This window comes from Providencia hangzhouensis, from assembly GCF_029193595.2.
GTDB lineage: Bacteria > Pseudomonadota > Gammaproteobacteria > Enterobacterales > Enterobacteriaceae > Providencia > Providencia hangzhouensis.
The window spans coordinates 1,920,244-1,935,387 of sequence record NZ_CP135052.1; the positions used below are offsets into that span (position 1 = coordinate 1,920,244).

Annotated in this window: 14 protein-coding genes; 4 read left to right on the forward strand and 10 right to left on the reverse strand. The window is 39.0% G+C overall.

What is annotated here, in order from left to right:
* The first annotated feature begins 6 nt into the window (after positions 1-6).
* Positions 7-1,746, forward strand: a complete 1,740-nt coding sequence (locus tag PZ638_RS08390; protein WP_180312596.1) for an acetyl/propionyl/methylcrotonyl-CoA carboxylase subunit alpha — start codon at positions 7-9, stop codon at positions 1,744-1,746.
* A 41-nt stretch (positions 1,747-1,787) separates the two neighbouring features.
* Here PZ638_RS08390 and PZ638_RS08395 read toward each other — a convergent pair whose 3' ends face one another.
* Positions 1,788-2,057 carry a hypothetical protein gene (locus PZ638_RS08395; RefSeq protein ID WP_004259979.1) on the reverse strand — a complete coding sequence of 90 codons (270 nt, stop codon included), beginning with the start codon at positions 2,055-2,057 and terminating at the stop codon, positions 1,788-1,790.
* Positions 2,058-2,460: 403 nt separating this feature from the next.
* Between PZ638_RS08395 and PZ638_RS08400 the strand changes: the two genes are divergently transcribed.
* The gene (locus PZ638_RS08400) at positions 2,461-3,003 is read left to right on the forward strand and encodes a DUF924 family protein (protein WP_004259983.1); all 543 of its coding nucleotides are present in this window, start codon (positions 2,461-2,463) and stop codon (positions 3,001-3,003) included.
* Positions 3,004-3,060: 57 nt separating this feature from the next.
* On the opposite strand, the gene PZ638_RS08405 is transcribed toward PZ638_RS08400, so the two are convergent.
* The 5 genes from PZ638_RS08405 to PZ638_RS08425 form a co-directional block, all read right to left on the reverse strand.
* Positions 3,061-3,654, reverse strand: a complete 594-nt coding sequence (locus PZ638_RS08405; RefSeq protein ID WP_004259987.1) for a TorD/DmsD family molecular chaperone — start codon at positions 3,652-3,654, stop codon at positions 3,061-3,063.
* 152 nt (positions 3,655-3,806) lie between these two features.
* Positions 3,807-4,583 carry a dimethyl sulfoxide reductase anchor subunit family protein gene (locus tag PZ638_RS08410; protein ID WP_094962317.1) on the reverse strand — a complete coding sequence of 259 codons (777 nt, stop codon included), beginning with the start codon at positions 4,581-4,583 and terminating at the stop codon, positions 3,807-3,809.
* A 1-nt stretch (position 4,584) separates the two neighbouring features.
* Positions 4,585-5,202, reverse strand: a complete 618-nt coding sequence (locus PZ638_RS08415) for a DMSO/selenate family reductase complex B subunit (RefSeq protein ID WP_036958092.1) — start codon at positions 5,200-5,202, stop codon at positions 4,585-4,587.
* Positions 5,203-5,213: 11 nt separating this feature from the next.
* Complete coding sequence (locus PZ638_RS08420) at positions 5,214-7,643, reverse strand: DMSO/selenate family reductase complex A subunit (protein WP_094962318.1); 2,430 nt, start codon at positions 7,641-7,643, stop codon at positions 5,214-5,216.
* A 300-nt stretch (positions 7,644-7,943) separates the two neighbouring features.
* Positions 7,944-9,194: a mechanosensitive ion channel family protein gene (locus tag PZ638_RS08425; protein ID WP_094962319.1), complete on the reverse strand. Its 1,251-nt coding sequence runs from the start codon at positions 9,192-9,194 to the stop codon at positions 7,944-7,946.
* A 348-nt stretch (positions 9,195-9,542) separates the two neighbouring features.
* Here PZ638_RS08425 and PZ638_RS08430 point away from each other — a divergent pair, with 348 nt between their 5' ends.
* On the forward strand, positions 9,543-10,067 hold the full coding sequence (locus tag PZ638_RS08430; protein ID WP_167732475.1) for an anti-virulence regulator CigR family protein: 525 nt from the start codon (positions 9,543-9,545) through the stop codon (positions 10,065-10,067).
* A 451-nt stretch (positions 10,068-10,518) separates the two neighbouring features.
* Complete coding sequence (locus tag PZ638_RS08435; RefSeq protein ID WP_094962321.1) at positions 10,519-11,361, forward strand: D-amino-acid transaminase; 843 nt, start codon at positions 10,519-10,521, stop codon at positions 11,359-11,361.
* A gap of 20 nt (positions 11,362-11,381) precedes the next feature.
* Here PZ638_RS08435 and PZ638_RS08440 read toward each other — a convergent pair whose 3' ends face one another.
* From PZ638_RS08440 to PZ638_RS08455, 4 genes are all read right to left on the reverse strand, one after another.
* The gene (locus PZ638_RS08440; RefSeq protein WP_094962322.1) at positions 11,382-11,957 is read right to left on the reverse strand and encodes a cysteine hydrolase family protein; all 576 of its coding nucleotides are present in this window, start codon (positions 11,955-11,957) and stop codon (positions 11,382-11,384) included.
* 95 nt (positions 11,958-12,052) lie between these two features.
* Positions 12,053-13,414 carry a sensor histidine kinase gene (locus PZ638_RS08445; RefSeq protein ID WP_094962323.1) on the reverse strand — a complete coding sequence of 454 codons (1,362 nt, stop codon included), beginning with the start codon at positions 13,412-13,414 and terminating at the stop codon, positions 12,053-12,055.
* Positions 13,404-14,078, reverse strand: a complete 675-nt coding sequence (locus PZ638_RS08450; RefSeq protein WP_004260024.1) for a response regulator — start codon at positions 14,076-14,078, stop codon at positions 13,404-13,406. The genes PZ638_RS08445 and PZ638_RS08450 overlap by 11 nt, the downstream gene beginning before the upstream one ends.
* 631 nt (positions 14,079-14,709) lie before the next feature.
* Positions 14,710-14,970, reverse strand: coding sequence for a DinI-like family protein (locus tag PZ638_RS08455; protein ID WP_004260032.1), 261 nt, complete (start codon positions 14,968-14,970; stop codon positions 14,710-14,712).
* Between the last annotated feature and the right edge of the window lie 174 nt (positions 14,971-15,144).

The window sequence follows — 15,144 nt, forward strand, 5'->3', positions numbered from 1 at the left end:
GTGCTTATGAAAATGAATAACAACAAAAAACATAAAGTATTGATTGCTAATCGAGGCGAAATTGCAGTTCGTATTATCCGTGCATGTCGTGATTATGGTTTCCAGTCTGTTGCGGTTTATGCGGACAGTGACATTGAAGCTCTCCACGTCAAAATGGCTGATGAAGCCTACGGGCTTGGGGGAAACTCGCCAGCAGAAAGTTATTTAAATATTGAAAAGTTGATTAGTATCGCTCAGCAGTCTGGTTCAACTATGGTGCATCCGGGGTATGGTTTTTTATCTGAACGCGCTGAATTTGCGCGTGCAGTTGAAGCCGCAGGGTTAATCTGGATTGGGCCTAGCGCAAACAGCATTGATATACTAGGGGATAAGGTTCAAGCTCGCCATATTGCAATGCAAGTCGGTGCACCGCTAGTGGTTGGTACAAAAGACCCTGTGAATAGTGCACAAGAAGTACTGGAATTTGCTCATCAACATGGTTTACCTATTGCCATTAAAGCGGCATTTGGTGGTGGTGGCCGAGGGCTAAAAGTAGCTTGGCAACTCCATGAAGTTGAAGAACTTTATCATTCAGCTGTGCGTGAAGCGACCGCGGCATTTGGCCGAGGTGAATGTTTTATTGAACAATTTTTGCATAACCCTCGGCACATTGAAGCCCAAGTTATTGCAGATACGCATGGCAACGTGCTGGTGGTGGGAACACGTGATTGTTCACTACAACGGCGTAATCAAAAACTGGTTGAAGAGTCGCCAGCCCCTTTTTTATCGGAGAAGCAACAACAGCAAATTATCCAAGCCTCAACGGATATTTGCCGCAAAGCGGGCTATGTGGGAGCAGGAACCGTTGAATTTTTGCTAAGCCAAGATGGAACGCTGTCATTTTTAGAAGTGAATACGCGCTTACAGGTTGAGCACCCAGTCACAGAGGAAACCGCAGGGATTGACTTAGTGATTGAGCAGTTACGTATTGCGGAAGGTTTACCTTTAAGTATTAATGAGATGCCGACTCCTCGAGGGCATGCGTTTGAATTTCGTATTAATGCCGAAGATGCTGGGAATGGTTTTTTACCGACCCCCGGCACTATTACTGTTTTTGATGCACCAACGGGGCCGGGAGTCCGTGTTGATAGTGGCGTAACGGCAGGGACAACAATACCGGGTACCTTTGATTCATTAATGGCCAAATTAATTGTCGTGGGGAGTACACGTGACCAAGCTATTTCGCGTGCACGTCGAGCACTGGCAGAATTTAATATTGAAGGTGTTGCATCCGTATTACCATTCCATCGTGCAGTAATAGAACAAGCTGATTTTTGTGATAATTTTAGTGTACATACGCGTTGGATAGAGACTGAATTTAATGTGGAAATTCCACCAGCAAAACGGCAAATTCCATTATCGGATCCTGCGATGACTCGTACTTTTATTGAAATTGATGGGAAGCGTTGTGAGCTAGGTTTGCCCACTCAACTTTTTTCTGGTTTCTCAGTCAATAATTCAGCGGCATCCCATTCGGCCCCTCAATTAGTTGATAATCCTGATGCGGTCAACGCACCTATTTCCGGGATATTATTTAACTGGCTGATCCCTCAAGGAAATAATGTTTCTGAAGGGGATGTAATTGGTGTAATGGAAGCCATGAAAATGGAAGTGCAAATTGTTGCACACCGAACAGGAACGTTGAAGTATTGCGCTACTAAAGGGGATTTTGTTGAAGCAGAAAGCCCAATAGCTGAAATTATTTAGTTTGATGCCAATTAAGTTTGAGCTAAAGGAGTTAGCTCAAACTAACGGGAAATTCGCTCTGGCAGTGTTCTTAGAGGAAGATGAGGCGCAGGAATAGCATGTTTTTCTTCAGCGGTCATTTCATTGCTATCGCGGTAAACCTCACCACAGAGAAAGTAGAGATTCGGTCGTTTTGATTCTAGGTATTTTTTTCGGCTCATGCATTGTTCTTGTGTAAAAATAGTTTCAGTCACCGGTAATGCATCGCATGAATCCGTACCACAAGGGCTAACCCATAACGCCCAACCAATGAGTACCATATGTCCTGCCATTTACATTGCCTTCCTTAATAAGAACCAATATGAACCGCTGAAAGTGATGACTGCAAGTAACTATCTAATTCACATACGCATTATAGGTTAAATTCTAACATTGAGTTAACCAAATGTATGTATTTAGGCATGATGAATTGTTTCATTCACACTAAAAAGCAAATCGTTATAAATTAAAAAGTTGGGAATTATCATAAGTAGAAAATAAATGATTTGATAATAAATAAAGTAGTATATTGTTAAAATTACACTATCAATATTGCATGTTTTTTTGGTGTCAGATCGCAAAAAAACAAAATAATTATCTACAAACAGCCGATATTAGAGCTCAAGCCTGTCAATTAAGGCTATTTTTAACTAGGATTATGACAACCTCTAATAAGAAAACAGATAGGAATAAATCATGAATGCCATGGAAGAAGTGCTTTCATTTTGGTTTGAGGAATCGACACCAAAACAATGGTTTGAAAAAAGCGCTAAGTTTGATTTGACGATAGCACAACGGTTTGCTCATATCTGTGAACGTGCAGCTAAGGGAGAATTAGCTTATTGGCGGGCATCCATTCGTGGACGTTTAGCGGAAATTATTGTTCTAGACCAGTTTTCACGTAACTTATGGCGTGATACACCACGGTCTTTTGCTCAAGATGGGATGGCTTTAGCATTAGCGCAAGAGGCGATTAAGCAACATGATTATAACCTTCTGACGCTGTCACAGCGCAAGTTTGTTTTAATGCCATTTATGCACTCTGAATCCAGTTTTATACATTTACAGGCGGTTGAGCTATTTCGCATGCTGGGTGATGACGGTACATTAGATTTTGAAATGAGACATAAAGCGATTATTGATAAATTTGGCCGTTATCCTCACCGTAATGAAATTTTAGGTCGGCCATCAACACAAGAAGAAATTGCATTTTTACAAGAGCCAAACTCTTCTTTTTAGACTAAAACCAAATGAGCCCATATTTTGTTTAACTAGCTCATTTGGTTTAGTTTTTATTTAGCGAAATAATTCAGCCCTGACTGGCGATAATTCTAATTTCAATTGTAGTGATTTGAGGTAAATTTCAGTGATCTGTGCAAGGCTAGGGTAAAAAGTGGACTCTGTTTTGCTTTGCTGCACTAGCTCTAAATAGCGATACGCCCAAGGTAACAAATGTTGCTCAAATAGAGCAATAACAGCGCTGTCGTCCTCTTGCTCTGCTAACGCAGAAACTGCCATCATCATTAAGCCAAATTGGTCTTCAGGTTCACGGATTCCAGTATCAGTGACTAAACCTTTCGCTTGCAAAAAGTCGCGATAAGCCGCAGTTGACTCACCCATAACAGTATTATCATGCTCTAAGTACACAGAGCCCCAAGGCGGAGCAGGCATACTGCCTTGTCCTTCGAATAAGATGGAATAATCATAAGAGATATCATCAGGTTGTGTTTGTGACAACGAAGTACAAATAGCCTGAATTTTCTCTGGGTTATCCCATGTACATAACTGTGGTAGTTCACCCAAGACAGAGTAAACGTTACGTAAAGTGTCCGATTGCGGAGGGTAGTAGAAAAACGCACCAAGGATGCGGATCATTGTCGTGTCAATCATATTATTTTATCCGTCTTATTTCGCGCTAAAGCATGACATCATTATTTAATTTCCTGCTACTGTATCAATGCAGGTGGTGTTGAAGATATCTAAACAAAGAACCCCAAAAGGGGTTCTTTTATGAAACACTATAACATAGTAATAACAATGCCTTACATGGTTATTTGCCACAAATTATAGAATGCAATGCGGCCAGCCAGTTCAGCTAATAATACTGCGGCGGCACAAGTTGCTAATGTCGCTTTTGGTGCGCGGTGCTTTAACGCCATACCAACGAAAGCAGCTAAAGCAATAGCTAAAACAACAACTTGGAAGCCCCAGAAGCCTGTTTGTTCACCGCTAAGAGCGGGACCTGTTTCTGCTAAAAAGGCTTGATAACCCGCACGGCTTGCAAAAATAGCAAAAGTACCAATTAAGAACGAAGCAATACCTAAGCCACGAGCACCGATTGCAATGGCGAGCGCACCGCCACCGACTAACATCGTCATCCACATTTGCAGTGTGGTATAACCGGTGTCCCAGTTAGCAATAGTGGCGATGTTGTATACTTGAGGTATTGACCAAACAAATGCAAGTCCAGAAACTACCGCGGCAATATTAGCCAGCTCACGTAATAACGTATGTTTGAAAAACAGCGTAAAAAATAACGTTGCAGCAGCGCACCCAACAAATACGCCACTTAAGAACGCTTCATTACTCATTGGCGAACGGCCTACACCTAATAACATATTAAAGAAGCGTAGTGGCTGGCCAACGTGTAACCCACCGATACCTAAACCAATTATCATAATGATAAAGGCAACGATATTGGCAATTTTTAGCTGATTATCGTCAATAGAACCCATTCTACGGCTAATATAAGCGAGTAAGAAAAGCCCTGCAGCGGACTGTCCTAAGACGGTGAAAAAAACGAGTGGTAATTCATGCATCTTACACCTCCGCAGGGTTTTTTAATTCGCCACTTTTATCGCCAAATGGCTTCGCATCTTTATGTGGTTTGATGACAATATTCGGGTTCGTCAGGCTTGGGTCTGGCATTGGAGCAATGCCACACTCTGTGCCGTGTAACTCACGAAGAACATTAATGTCATCAAAATCTAAAGCACGCTGCGGGCAAGATTCAACACAAACAGGTTTCATCCCTTTTGCGACGCGCTCATAGCAGCCGTCGCATTTACTCATTAGTTTCTTCTTCTCATCAAATTGTGGGGCGCCATACGGGCAGCGCAACTCACAATAACGGCAACCAACACAAATAGATTGGTCAACCACGACTAAACCATCTTCTTCTCGTTTATGCATTGCACCGGTTGGGCAACCCGCGACACATGTCGGGTTTGAACAATGGTTACATGAAATAGAAAGATAGTAACTAAAGACATTTTGCTGCCAAATACCATCTTGTTTTTGCCAACTACCGCCACCGAACTCGTAGACACGACGGAATTTTGGGCCTAAATCTAAATCTTTTTCATCCTTACAACTGACTTGGCATGTTTTACAGCCAGTGCATTTTGTGGAGTCAAAGTAAAAGCCATATTGTTTCATCATTCAACTCCTTAAGCGCGTTTAACTTCAACAAGGTTAGTATGTTGTGGGGTACCTTTAGCCAATGGCGAAGGAACATGCGATGTCAGTGTATTGATACAACCACCGACATCTAGCCCATCATTATTAAGAGTACGCCATGCACCTTGTGGAACGGCGATAACACCGGGTAATACACGCTCTGTCACTTTCACTTTAATTTGAATACGACCACGATCATTAAATATTTCAGCCATATCACCATTATTCAAGCCGCGTTGCTGGGCATCGACTGGGTTGAGCCAAAACTGATGTGGAATGGCTTCACGTAGCATAGCAACATTGTAATATGATGAATGCACATGGCCTTTATCATGAAAGCCCGTCATTAATAGCGGATGCTTTTGTTGGCTTGCTTGGGCTTCAACACCTTCTTTATTGACGCAATACTCAGGAATGGCAGGAATACGTTGGCCTTCTGGTAATTCCCAATTTTTAACACGTTCAGCTAGTTGTTCTGAATAGATTTCCACTTTACCTGACGGCGTTTTCAATGGGTTATTGATTGGGTCATCACGGAATTTCTTCAATGCAATATTTTCTGAGCTGTTCAGGAACTTACGGTCGATAATGCCCGCACCGTCGGTTTCGCTGAATTCAGGTAAATGAGGCATTTTTTCACGTGTTTTGTTATAACAGAACTCAATCCATTCAGCGTAGGTACGGCCTTCGGTGAATTGTTCTTTTACACCCATTTTTTCAGCAATTTCTGCTAACACATCGTAATTAGGGCGATTTTCCCACAGTGGCTCAATGGCATTTTGTAGGCGAACTAAATAATGATACGCACCACTTGCATAGGAGTTATTGATTAAATCGTTGGTTTCTACAGTTGTGACATCCGGTAACAATAAGTCTGCATATTTTGCGGATGGGGTATCATGGTTATCCCATACTAGAATGAATTCACATTTGGATTCATCTGCAAGTATTTCATGGGTTTTATTTAAATCGCCATGTTGGTTACCAATGACATTACTGGAGTAGCACCACATAAACTTGATATCGTTGTTTAGTTTATCGACACCTTTAATGCCACCATTCTCTGCGGTCAATTCTTTCCCGCGAACAATTGCTTCTGACCACATATAAGTCGGAATCAAGGCTTTTACTGGGTTAGGTAAAGCAAAACCTGCAACAGGATAAGCGTAGCTGTTACCCCACAGCCCAGTGTTAGTTCCTGCACGACCAATGTTCCCAGACATCAACGGTAACATCATAATAGAACGACAAGCTTGCTCGCCATTCTCTGTGCGCTGTAAGCCCCAGCCTTGTGAGATCCATGCTCTATTTGCATTACCGATTTCACGTGCAAGTTGTTTAATACGTGCGACTGAGATACCCGTTAATTTGCTCGCCCACTCAGGGGTTTTTGCGATGCCATCAGGGCCATTACCTAAAATATAATCTTTATATGATGCATTGCGTGGTGCAGAAGCAGGTAAGGTAGACTCATCCCAACCAACACAATAGTTGTTTAGGAATTCTTCGTCAGTCAGGCCTTCTTCGATCATGACATAACCGAGAGCAGCAACTAATGCAGCGTCAGTACCTGGGTAAATAGGTATCCATTCTGCGCCAAGCGTTGTGACGCTATCAGTGCGACGCGGGTCAATAATGATAACTTTTGCTTTGCTTTTATCTAACGCATTGAGGGTTTCGTAAAATTGACCGCCCCCAGACATACGCGTTTCAGCAAGGTTGTGACCAAACATGACGACTAAATCTGAGTTTTGGATTTCAGATAAATAGGATTCTTCAATACTGCCATATACGTAAGGCGTGATTTCCATTAATTGCGCATATGAATATGTGCCATAATCACCCAAGAAACCACCGGTTAAGCTTAATAAACGTTTACAAGCAGCACGACCGTGTAAGTTTGCGCCTGTTGAACCCGAGCCATATTGATAGTAAATGGCATCACTTCCATATTTATCAATAGTATACTGCAGTTTTTCGGCGATAATGGTTGTTGCCTCATCCCATGAGATCTTTTTAAATTTACCTTCACCGCGTTTACCAACTCGTACCATTGGGTATTTTAAACGGTCTGGGTTATAGGTTTTCCAGCGCACTGAACGGCCACGCAAACATGGGCGGATTTGGTGTTCACCTAACGTTGAGTCGTCATACATTGTTTCATTGGAAATGCGGCTGATAACACCGTCTTTCACATGAACTTTTAATGGACAGCGGCTACCACAGTTTACTAAGCATGCGCTATAGCTGATTTTTTCGCTGACTTCGTCAGGCATGATCGCTGGTGTTTTTGCTTGAGCAGCAAAAGGAAGAGTGATTGAGCCAGCAACAGCAGCGACACCCGCAACGGTTGCAGAGGTTTGTATAAACTCCCTCCTGCTCAGTTCTCCAAATTGAGTATTTATTTTATTTTTATGCATTGACATTGCCTATATGTAAATAACAACATTACTTTCTTGTTTTATATGTTAAAAAAAGTTTCTGTTGAGTTACATGACTTACATCAATGTTATCCCTGATAAGATAAATGTATTTATTTAATTTATAAGGATTTTTTGTTCGCTATAACATAGATTAGTTCTATTTCTATTAACTATCGAAGTGTTAATTATTATATAACGATTGGGTCAAAAGTAAGGAAAAAGAGGGATATCTCCCTCTTTGAAATACTACTTTAGGTGTAGATGGATAAGAAAAGTTAACTAATCACTTAGTATTAATTATTTTTCTGGGGAATAGCCTATCATCCTAACATCATTTCCGGTAGGTGATTGATGTACCATCAGATTAAATTGCGGAAGGATGGAAAAGATATGGTCAAAAATGTCTGACTGTATTCTTTCATACTCCACCCATACGGTTGTATTCGTAAACGCATATATTTCGATTGGGATACCATTTGAGTCAGATTCTAGCTGTCTGACCATAATCGTCATATTTTTGTGAATATTAGGGTGTGATTTTAAATAAGCTTCAATGTAAGCCCGGAAAGTCCCTATATTTGTCAGACGACGTTGATTTAAAGGGATCGCTTTATCATCAGGTAGGCTAGAATTAAAGACTTGAATCTCAGATATTTTTTGCTCGATATAGGGCTCAAGTAAATTTGCTTTAATACAGTACGCTATTTCTTCAGATGTTAAAAAATGCACACTGCTAGCATCTAAGCGGACACTACGCTTAATTCGGCGCCCACCAGACTCTGTCATTCCTTTCCAGTTTTTGAATGAATCAGAAATAAGTGCATAGGTAGGAATAGTGGTTACTGTGTTGTCCCAATTACGGACTTTTACCGTAGTTAAACCAATATCGACCACCGCGCCATCAGCACCGTATTTAGGCATTTCTAACCAATCGCCAATGTTAACCATGTTGTTGGCTGAAAGTTGTATACCAGCAACTAACCCCATGATAGGGTCTTTGAACACTAGCATCATGACCGCTGTCATTGCACCAAGACCGCTGAGAATAATCAGAGGCGATTTGCCTATTAATAGCGCAATGATCATGATGCCAATTAGAATTGTGGCAATCAGTTTAAGACTTTGAAATATTCCTCTAAGAGGTAAATGCGCGGTTTTAGCCGCACGTTGGAGTACACCCAGTATAATATCAAGAACAGAGTAAAGGGTTAGTAAGCCAAATAATAGGCACCAAGCCTGTGAGCCGACCTTTAGAACGGCTTGTGCAGTCGAGCCTGAATGTAACCATAGCGTAGCTTGGATATTGACAACAACACCTTGTATAACAAATGCAAAGCGATTAAAAAGATTATGTTGAGTTATTAAATGAATCCAAGTTCCTGCACTTTTTTGCCCGCGCTTTTCGAGTTGAGGAAGTAATATTTTATGCAGAATTAAGTGTAATACGCAGGCGACGATTAGAATTAAACCGAGCACCATAAGTAAAGAGGCGAGGTTAGCGTAATCTTGGTTGAACTGACGTACCCAGTCTAGCAGTTGCTGCTGCATGGTTTCTCCTTCTTGAGGGTGTTAGGAACAATGGTTTATAAAAATATTCGGTTTATAAAAATATTCGATAGTTTAAAGACCTTATCATATTCACAATGAAAATTCATGGCGAACAATATTAAACTCCGTCTTAATTCTTATTGTTAGTTCTAAGTATTGTGCAGTATATGAATGCAATATTAATGACAATAAAGGTCATTATAAAGGAGCGGGTTCGTTAATTTGATTAGTTATGTAACATTTACATAACATTACATGTGATAAGGATTTTCTGATTGTGAGTCTTCATAACTAAGCATAATGTTCTACAAACTTCCTAATGTTATATTAACTTTGCAGGAATTTATTATGAGCGTATTTAAAAAGCCGAATTGTTCTGTTTTTTTGCAGTATATCTTATTACCCGTTATTGCCTGCGCTCCATTTCTCGCTAATTCATCCCCTAATGGCAATCAAGGCCAAGGGAATGGTAAAGGAAATCAACAAATTCATGGAAACAAAGGAAATCAGAATAAAGATAAATCGAATAAAGGGGATGGTAATCAACAGCTAAAATATGCCAAAGCAAGCGAATATTACGATAAGAAACGAGGTTCTAATATTAGTTTTAATGTGAGTTTTGGTAATGTAAGGCCTTTGGCCATTGAATATGGTTTGACGGGTTATCAAGGGTTGCCGCCAGGCATTGCAAAGCAAGTTGGTCGGGGTAAACCGCTTCCTCCAGGTATTGCCAAAAAAGCGTTACCTTCAGCTTTTTTAGCTCAATTACCCATTTATGTTGGGTATGAATGGAAAATCAGTGGCCAAGATCTTGTCTTGGTTGCGATAGGAACAGCGATAGTCGCAGAAATTATTGAAAATGTTTTCGAATAAAAAAAACGACCTTGATTTCAAGGTCGTTGTGCAAAATAAATGCAATTAACGCTAATGATTAGGTAACTAAAAGGTCTGATTGACTAGAAAATGATTAACTTGCTTACATAAAACGTTTAGACAGTAATTCAACAACTTCTTGCACACTGCTGATAAATTCTTTGATGCTGTTCATCGATAACTCCAAATTAAAATGTGATCCAGATCACGTGAGAGCATTTTAGCCATTAACATGTTAATGTCAAGTTAATATTAAAAATAATTTTAAATATTAAATTATTTTTTAAAAAATGTCTGGCACTTGTTTTTGACTGCAAGTTGTTACCACAAGACATGCAAAAATCCATAAATGGGCACAAAAAGTGTGAAGAATTGAAAGGTAATTTTTATAATATGGTGTATGGTTAATTAGAGGTTAGGTAATGATTTGATTGATAAAGGAATATAACTCATGATTGCTTATGTGAACGGCCAGTTTTTACCTGAAGAAGACGCATCAGTATCTATTTTTGACCGTGGGTTTCTATTTGCGGATGCAGTATATGAAGTGACAGCAATAATTAACGGTAAGCTCGTTGACTTTGATCGTCATATGGCTCGTTTACAGCGTTCTTGTGCTGAATTACAGTTATCACTACCTTATGATTTAGCAGAATTAAAACAAATTCATCTTCAATTAGTTCAGAAAAATAATATCGAAGAAGGGCTTGTTTATCTTCAGTTGACTCGTGGTAATGCACACCAACGCAGCTTTTTATATCCTGATACAAAGACGAAGCCAACATTAGTCTTATTTGCACAAAAGACGCAGATTGTTGAAAATGAAAAATCAAAATATGGAATAAAAGTCGTCACTGTAGATGATATTCGTTGGCAGCGTTGTGATATTAAAACAGTTGCTTTATTAGCAGCTTCGATGGCAAAAGAATACGCTAAACAGCAAGGTGCAGACGACGCTATATTTGTTAAAAACGGCTATATTACAGAAGGAAGTTCCAGTAATTGTTTTATTATTAACCAACAAAACCAAATACAAACACGGGGGTTAAATAATGAAATATTGTCAGGTATTACTCGCCAAGCGATATTACAACTTGCTAGGGAACAACAAATAGACATTGTTGAAAAGCCATTTAGTATTGATGAAATGTTAGAAGCCAAGGAAGTCTTTATTACCTCGGCGACAACATTAGTTTGGCCAGTTATTATGGCGAATAACCAATTCATTGGGGAAGGTAAGCCGGGGAAACTAGCTATCCGGCTACGAGAGATATACTTGCAAAAATTAAAATAATCACATGAGATATCTAAATGTTATTTTAATTGAATAAATTCTTTAACTGAAGAAATGGTTACCATGCCATCCAATGCCTGAATACTTTGCTGGTGGAGTTCTGGCGTTGGAGCGGCACATAAATCCTCAAGTACTGTAACAAAATACCCTAAATCATGAGCCTGTCTCGCAGTGCTTTGAATGGCCTTTACGGTACTAACTCCGCCAATAAACAACTCGGTAATATCATTATCGGTAAGCCATTTATGGAAATGATTTCCTGCAAATGCAGAAACCCCTTTTTTAATCATTACTGGGTCACGAAATGCCACTTCAAGGTCATGAGCCCAATGACACCCCGTGCCACTTAATTTTAAGGCTCCAAGTTTTTTGGCTTGCTGAAACATAGGGGAACCAGCTGGCACATCGTGATAATTGTCTGAAAACCCAACCTTAACCCAAATCACTGGAATATGATGGTTTCTTGCATATTGTGCCGCTTGATTAGCTTTTTCAACAATTTTTCGCGAGCAAGTTTGCTGGTAACTTGAATTAGATAAGCCATTTTTACCAATTATCTCTTCAATGAGATCAATAATTACTAATGCTTTGGACATTATTGCCTCTTTTAGGTGTAAGTATATTAACGTATAACGGCGTATACTATCTGGAAAAAAGCGTGAATGCTGTTAACTCAATAACATAATTAGATTTAGGGTAAATCAATAATAAAACCAATACCTTGATTGTCTAATCCATCAGTAACTCTAATTACAGCACCGATTTTATTGGCTAAATTCTGGGCGATAGATAAACCTAAACCGCTTCCGGTTTCCATTGTTCCAGGTACTCGATAAAAGCGAGAAAATATAAGCTGGCGACTGTCTTCTGGAATTCCTCGGCCGTTATCTTGAACAGAAATAGTCCCACCAAATGGGGTAAGGTCTTTTAAAATGACCTTGATTTTCCCTTTTTCAGGGCAATATTTAATCGCATTTTCAAGCAGATTAGTAAAAATATTACTTAATGCGAGTTTATCTGTGAGGATATAAAAAGATTTTGGGCTTTGGAGTTCGACATCAATATCTTTGTTAATGGCGTAAGGTATGTGTGAAGATATTAAATGGCTGATTAATGCAGGCAGGTCAATTTGTTCTTTATTTAACAAGAAATCTTCAGTTTCTAAACGAGCTAAGTCAATTAATTGATGTGATAGAGAGGCCGCACGATTTAAAGTTTCTTGCATATCATTAATAATTTCGCCTTTTTCTTTTGGATTATCAATTTGCATTAACAAATGCAATTGAGCAATAACAGCCGCAATCGGCGTCCGTAATTCATGTGCGGCGTCTGCCATGAAGCGCTTTTCACGTTGATTCGCAGCATCAACACGAGACATAAGGTTATTTATTGCAGCAATAATAGGCCGAATTTCTTTATATTGCTCTTTTGTTTCTATAGGGGTTAAATTACCCGGCTGACGGCTGGAAATGAGTTTTGCTGATTGTCTTAAAGGCCGCAAACTAAAATAAGCGGTAATTAAAATTGCTAGCAACATAATACCTAAAATGAAAGCGAGGGGGATGGCTGTCCCTTCAGCTGGATTACCTAATAAGGATTTACGATCACTATAAGATTCAGCAATGACAACCTCAAAGGTTTTTTGATCATTCCATGCAGAAGTAAAGTGCCAGTCTTTATGTAATGCAGCGAGCTCAGAAACGGATTTAAGGGAGGGAACATGTAATTTGTCGCTGTTTCGGTAATAGACATTCCCTTGTTTATCTCTGACAACCATAAAAGGCCGATAACTAATATTATCGCCACTTTCCATTGCGCTAGAATAAAGTTCTTGTAGGTTATCGGCTATTTTATTGAAATATTCAGGTTTATCAGCAACCACATCAAGTGTTTTAGCAAACCCTTGAGTGACGATATTCTGTTGTGCATTTAACTCATCATGAATTGATGGCCAATAAAAAAACTGGAGCCAGCCAACTAATAATAACCAAAGAAAAATAACGGAACTGATTTGTAGCCCGAATGTATAAATAAAAAATGATTTAACTTTCACTTAGTGGCACTTCTTTTTTTAATAGATAACCAATGCCACGGATAGTAATTATACGGTCTTTACCTATCTTTCGGCGTAAATTATGAATATGAACCTCTAAAGAGTTACTTTCTACATCATCCAATCCGAATAGACGCTGCTCTAAATCCGTTTTTCTGACAACATTATCTGCATTTTTTATTAATTCATAGAGTAATAGGTATTCTTTCCCGGATAGCAGTAGCAATTGCTCATTAAGGGTTACTTGATGATTAAGTGGATTTAATTGCAGGTTACCCAATTGCCATATTTCAGATGAAAACCCAGCCATACGGCGACTAACGGCTTTCACTCGGGAAATAAGTTCAGGCATAGCAAATGGTTTTGTTAAAAAGTCATCAGCACCTGAATCTAAACTAGAAACTAAGTTATCCATTTGGTTTCTTGCCGTGAGAATGATTATTGGAATAGTTTCGCCCATATTACGCCAAGCTATGAGCTCGTCATGACCATCGCCATCAGGTAAGCCCAAATCTAAGAGCATTAGGTCAAAATTGCGAGATGCGAGTTGTAACTTTGCATCAGCAAGTAGCCTTACCCAACAAGGATTAAAACCTGCAAGCTCTAGCCCACGACATAGTGCTTTTCCCAATTGAAGATCATCTTCGACTAATAGGATATTCATATTATCACCTCTACTAGCCAGTATAAGCAGGCAGTGAGCGTCAGACAATATGAACAGTTCAAGTTTGAAGCGTATTTAAGCATATCTTAAGGTTGGTTTAACCCATCTTTAAGGTACAAAAAAATAGACTGTTTATTATCGTTTTATCATTCAAGCAATAAGAGCATTGATAATGAAACACGCATTTTATGAGGTGCCATTGTTTATAGTCGCAATCGCGCTTGCTTTAATCTTTATTGGAAAAGATTTTAATAATACGTCCACAGTTAGTTTATCACCCCTAAAACTAAATGAAATTTCTACTTGTGCAAATATTACTAACTGTATTTCTCAGGTTAGAACAACTAATGAAGAGAATGAAAAGTTGAATCCAGTGAAACAAATTAAAACCTTTCTTAGGCATAAAATCTATTAATTAAAAATGAGTAAAATTTAGATATAAGAAATTTAAAACAACTAGCTGCTTTAATAATCAGTGTGTTACCTTGCAGTTGTTCTCTGGTTGATGAAAGTACTTTTGTTGTTTGGAGGGGGGGAGTCAATATTGCGCCAGTTTATGAAGGTGTAAAAAGCCTCACGTATTAGTAAAAAAGGAATGTCATTGGGTAAAACATTCCTTTTAAGTATTTGGTTAATCCTCTGTTGTCTCTTCTGGGACCCAACCATCATCCATCCATATTTCTTCCAGTATTTCTTCAATACGAGTTTTATCCTCCGCTATTTTTGTTCCTGAAATATTAACGCGTTGTTGTGAGCTAAACCCAACCCGAGTTACCATATCAGGATATTGGTTCTGAAGTTTGCGTAAAATCTCAGTTTCAAGAGCTTGTAAAACCACTGAACTGGGTTTTTGCGGAGCGTTTTTATCAAATAATACTTCGATACGTAACATGATAGCCTCTAGTGAAGACTGTATTAATATACAGTATTTTTAGAGCTATTAGACAAAAAAGTCAATATAGAGCTGCAAATATTTTTATCAGTAAATTAAGTGAAAAAATAATATCAATATAAAACAAAAAGTTAATCTTATGAGCGCTTGATAAAATAATTGTCAGAAAATTAA

What these genes read in the sequence shown, in the direction of transcription:
- PZ638_RS08435 (WP_094962321.1), top strand. Translation starts at nt 10,519, where the DNA reads ATGATTGCTTATGTGAACGGCCAGTTTTTACCTGAAGAAGACGCATCA.
- PZ638_RS08430 (WP_167732475.1), top strand. Translation starts at nt 9,543, where the DNA reads ATGAGCGTATTTAAAAAGCCGAATTGTTCTGTTTTTTTGCAGTATATC.
- PZ638_RS08400 (WP_004259983.1), top strand. Translation starts at nt 2,461, where the DNA reads ATGAATGCCATGGAAGAAGTGCTTTCATTTTGGTTTGAGGAATCGACA.
- PZ638_RS08415 (WP_036958092.1), bottom strand. Translation starts at nt 5,202, where the DNA reads ATGAAACAATATGGCTTTTACTTTGACTCCACAAAATGCACTGGCTGT.
- PZ638_RS08390 (WP_180312596.1), top strand. Translation starts at nt 7, where the DNA reads ATGAAAATGAATAACAACAAAAAACATAAAGTATTGATTGCTAATCGA.
- PZ638_RS08395 (WP_004259979.1), bottom strand. Translation starts at nt 2,057, where the DNA reads ATGGCAGGACATATGGTACTCATTGGTTGGGCGTTATGGGTTAGCCCT.
- PZ638_RS08410 (WP_094962317.1), bottom strand. Translation starts at nt 4,583, where the DNA reads ATGCATGAATTACCACTCGTTTTTTTCACCGTCTTAGGACAGTCCGCT.
- PZ638_RS08450 (WP_004260024.1), bottom strand. Translation starts at nt 14,078, where the DNA reads ATGAATATCCTATTAGTCGAAGATGATCTTCAATTGGGAAAAGCACTA.
- PZ638_RS08425 (WP_094962319.1), bottom strand. Translation starts at nt 9,194, where the DNA reads ATGCAGCAGCAACTGCTAGACTGGGTACGTCAGTTCAACCAAGATTAC.
- PZ638_RS08405 (WP_004259987.1), bottom strand. Translation starts at nt 3,654, where the DNA reads ATGATTGACACGACAATGATCCGCATCCTTGGTGCGTTTTTCTACTAC.
- PZ638_RS08455 (WP_004260032.1), bottom strand. Translation starts at nt 14,970, where the DNA reads ATGTTACGTATCGAAGTATTATTTGATAAAAACGCTCCGCAAAAACCC.
- PZ638_RS08420 (WP_094962318.1), bottom strand. Translation starts at nt 7,643, where the DNA reads ATGCATAAAAATAAAATAAATACTCAATTTGGAGAACTGAGCAGGAGG.
- PZ638_RS08440 (WP_094962322.1), bottom strand. Translation starts at nt 11,957, where the DNA reads ATGTCCAAAGCATTAGTAATTATTGATCTCATTGAAGAGATAATTGGT.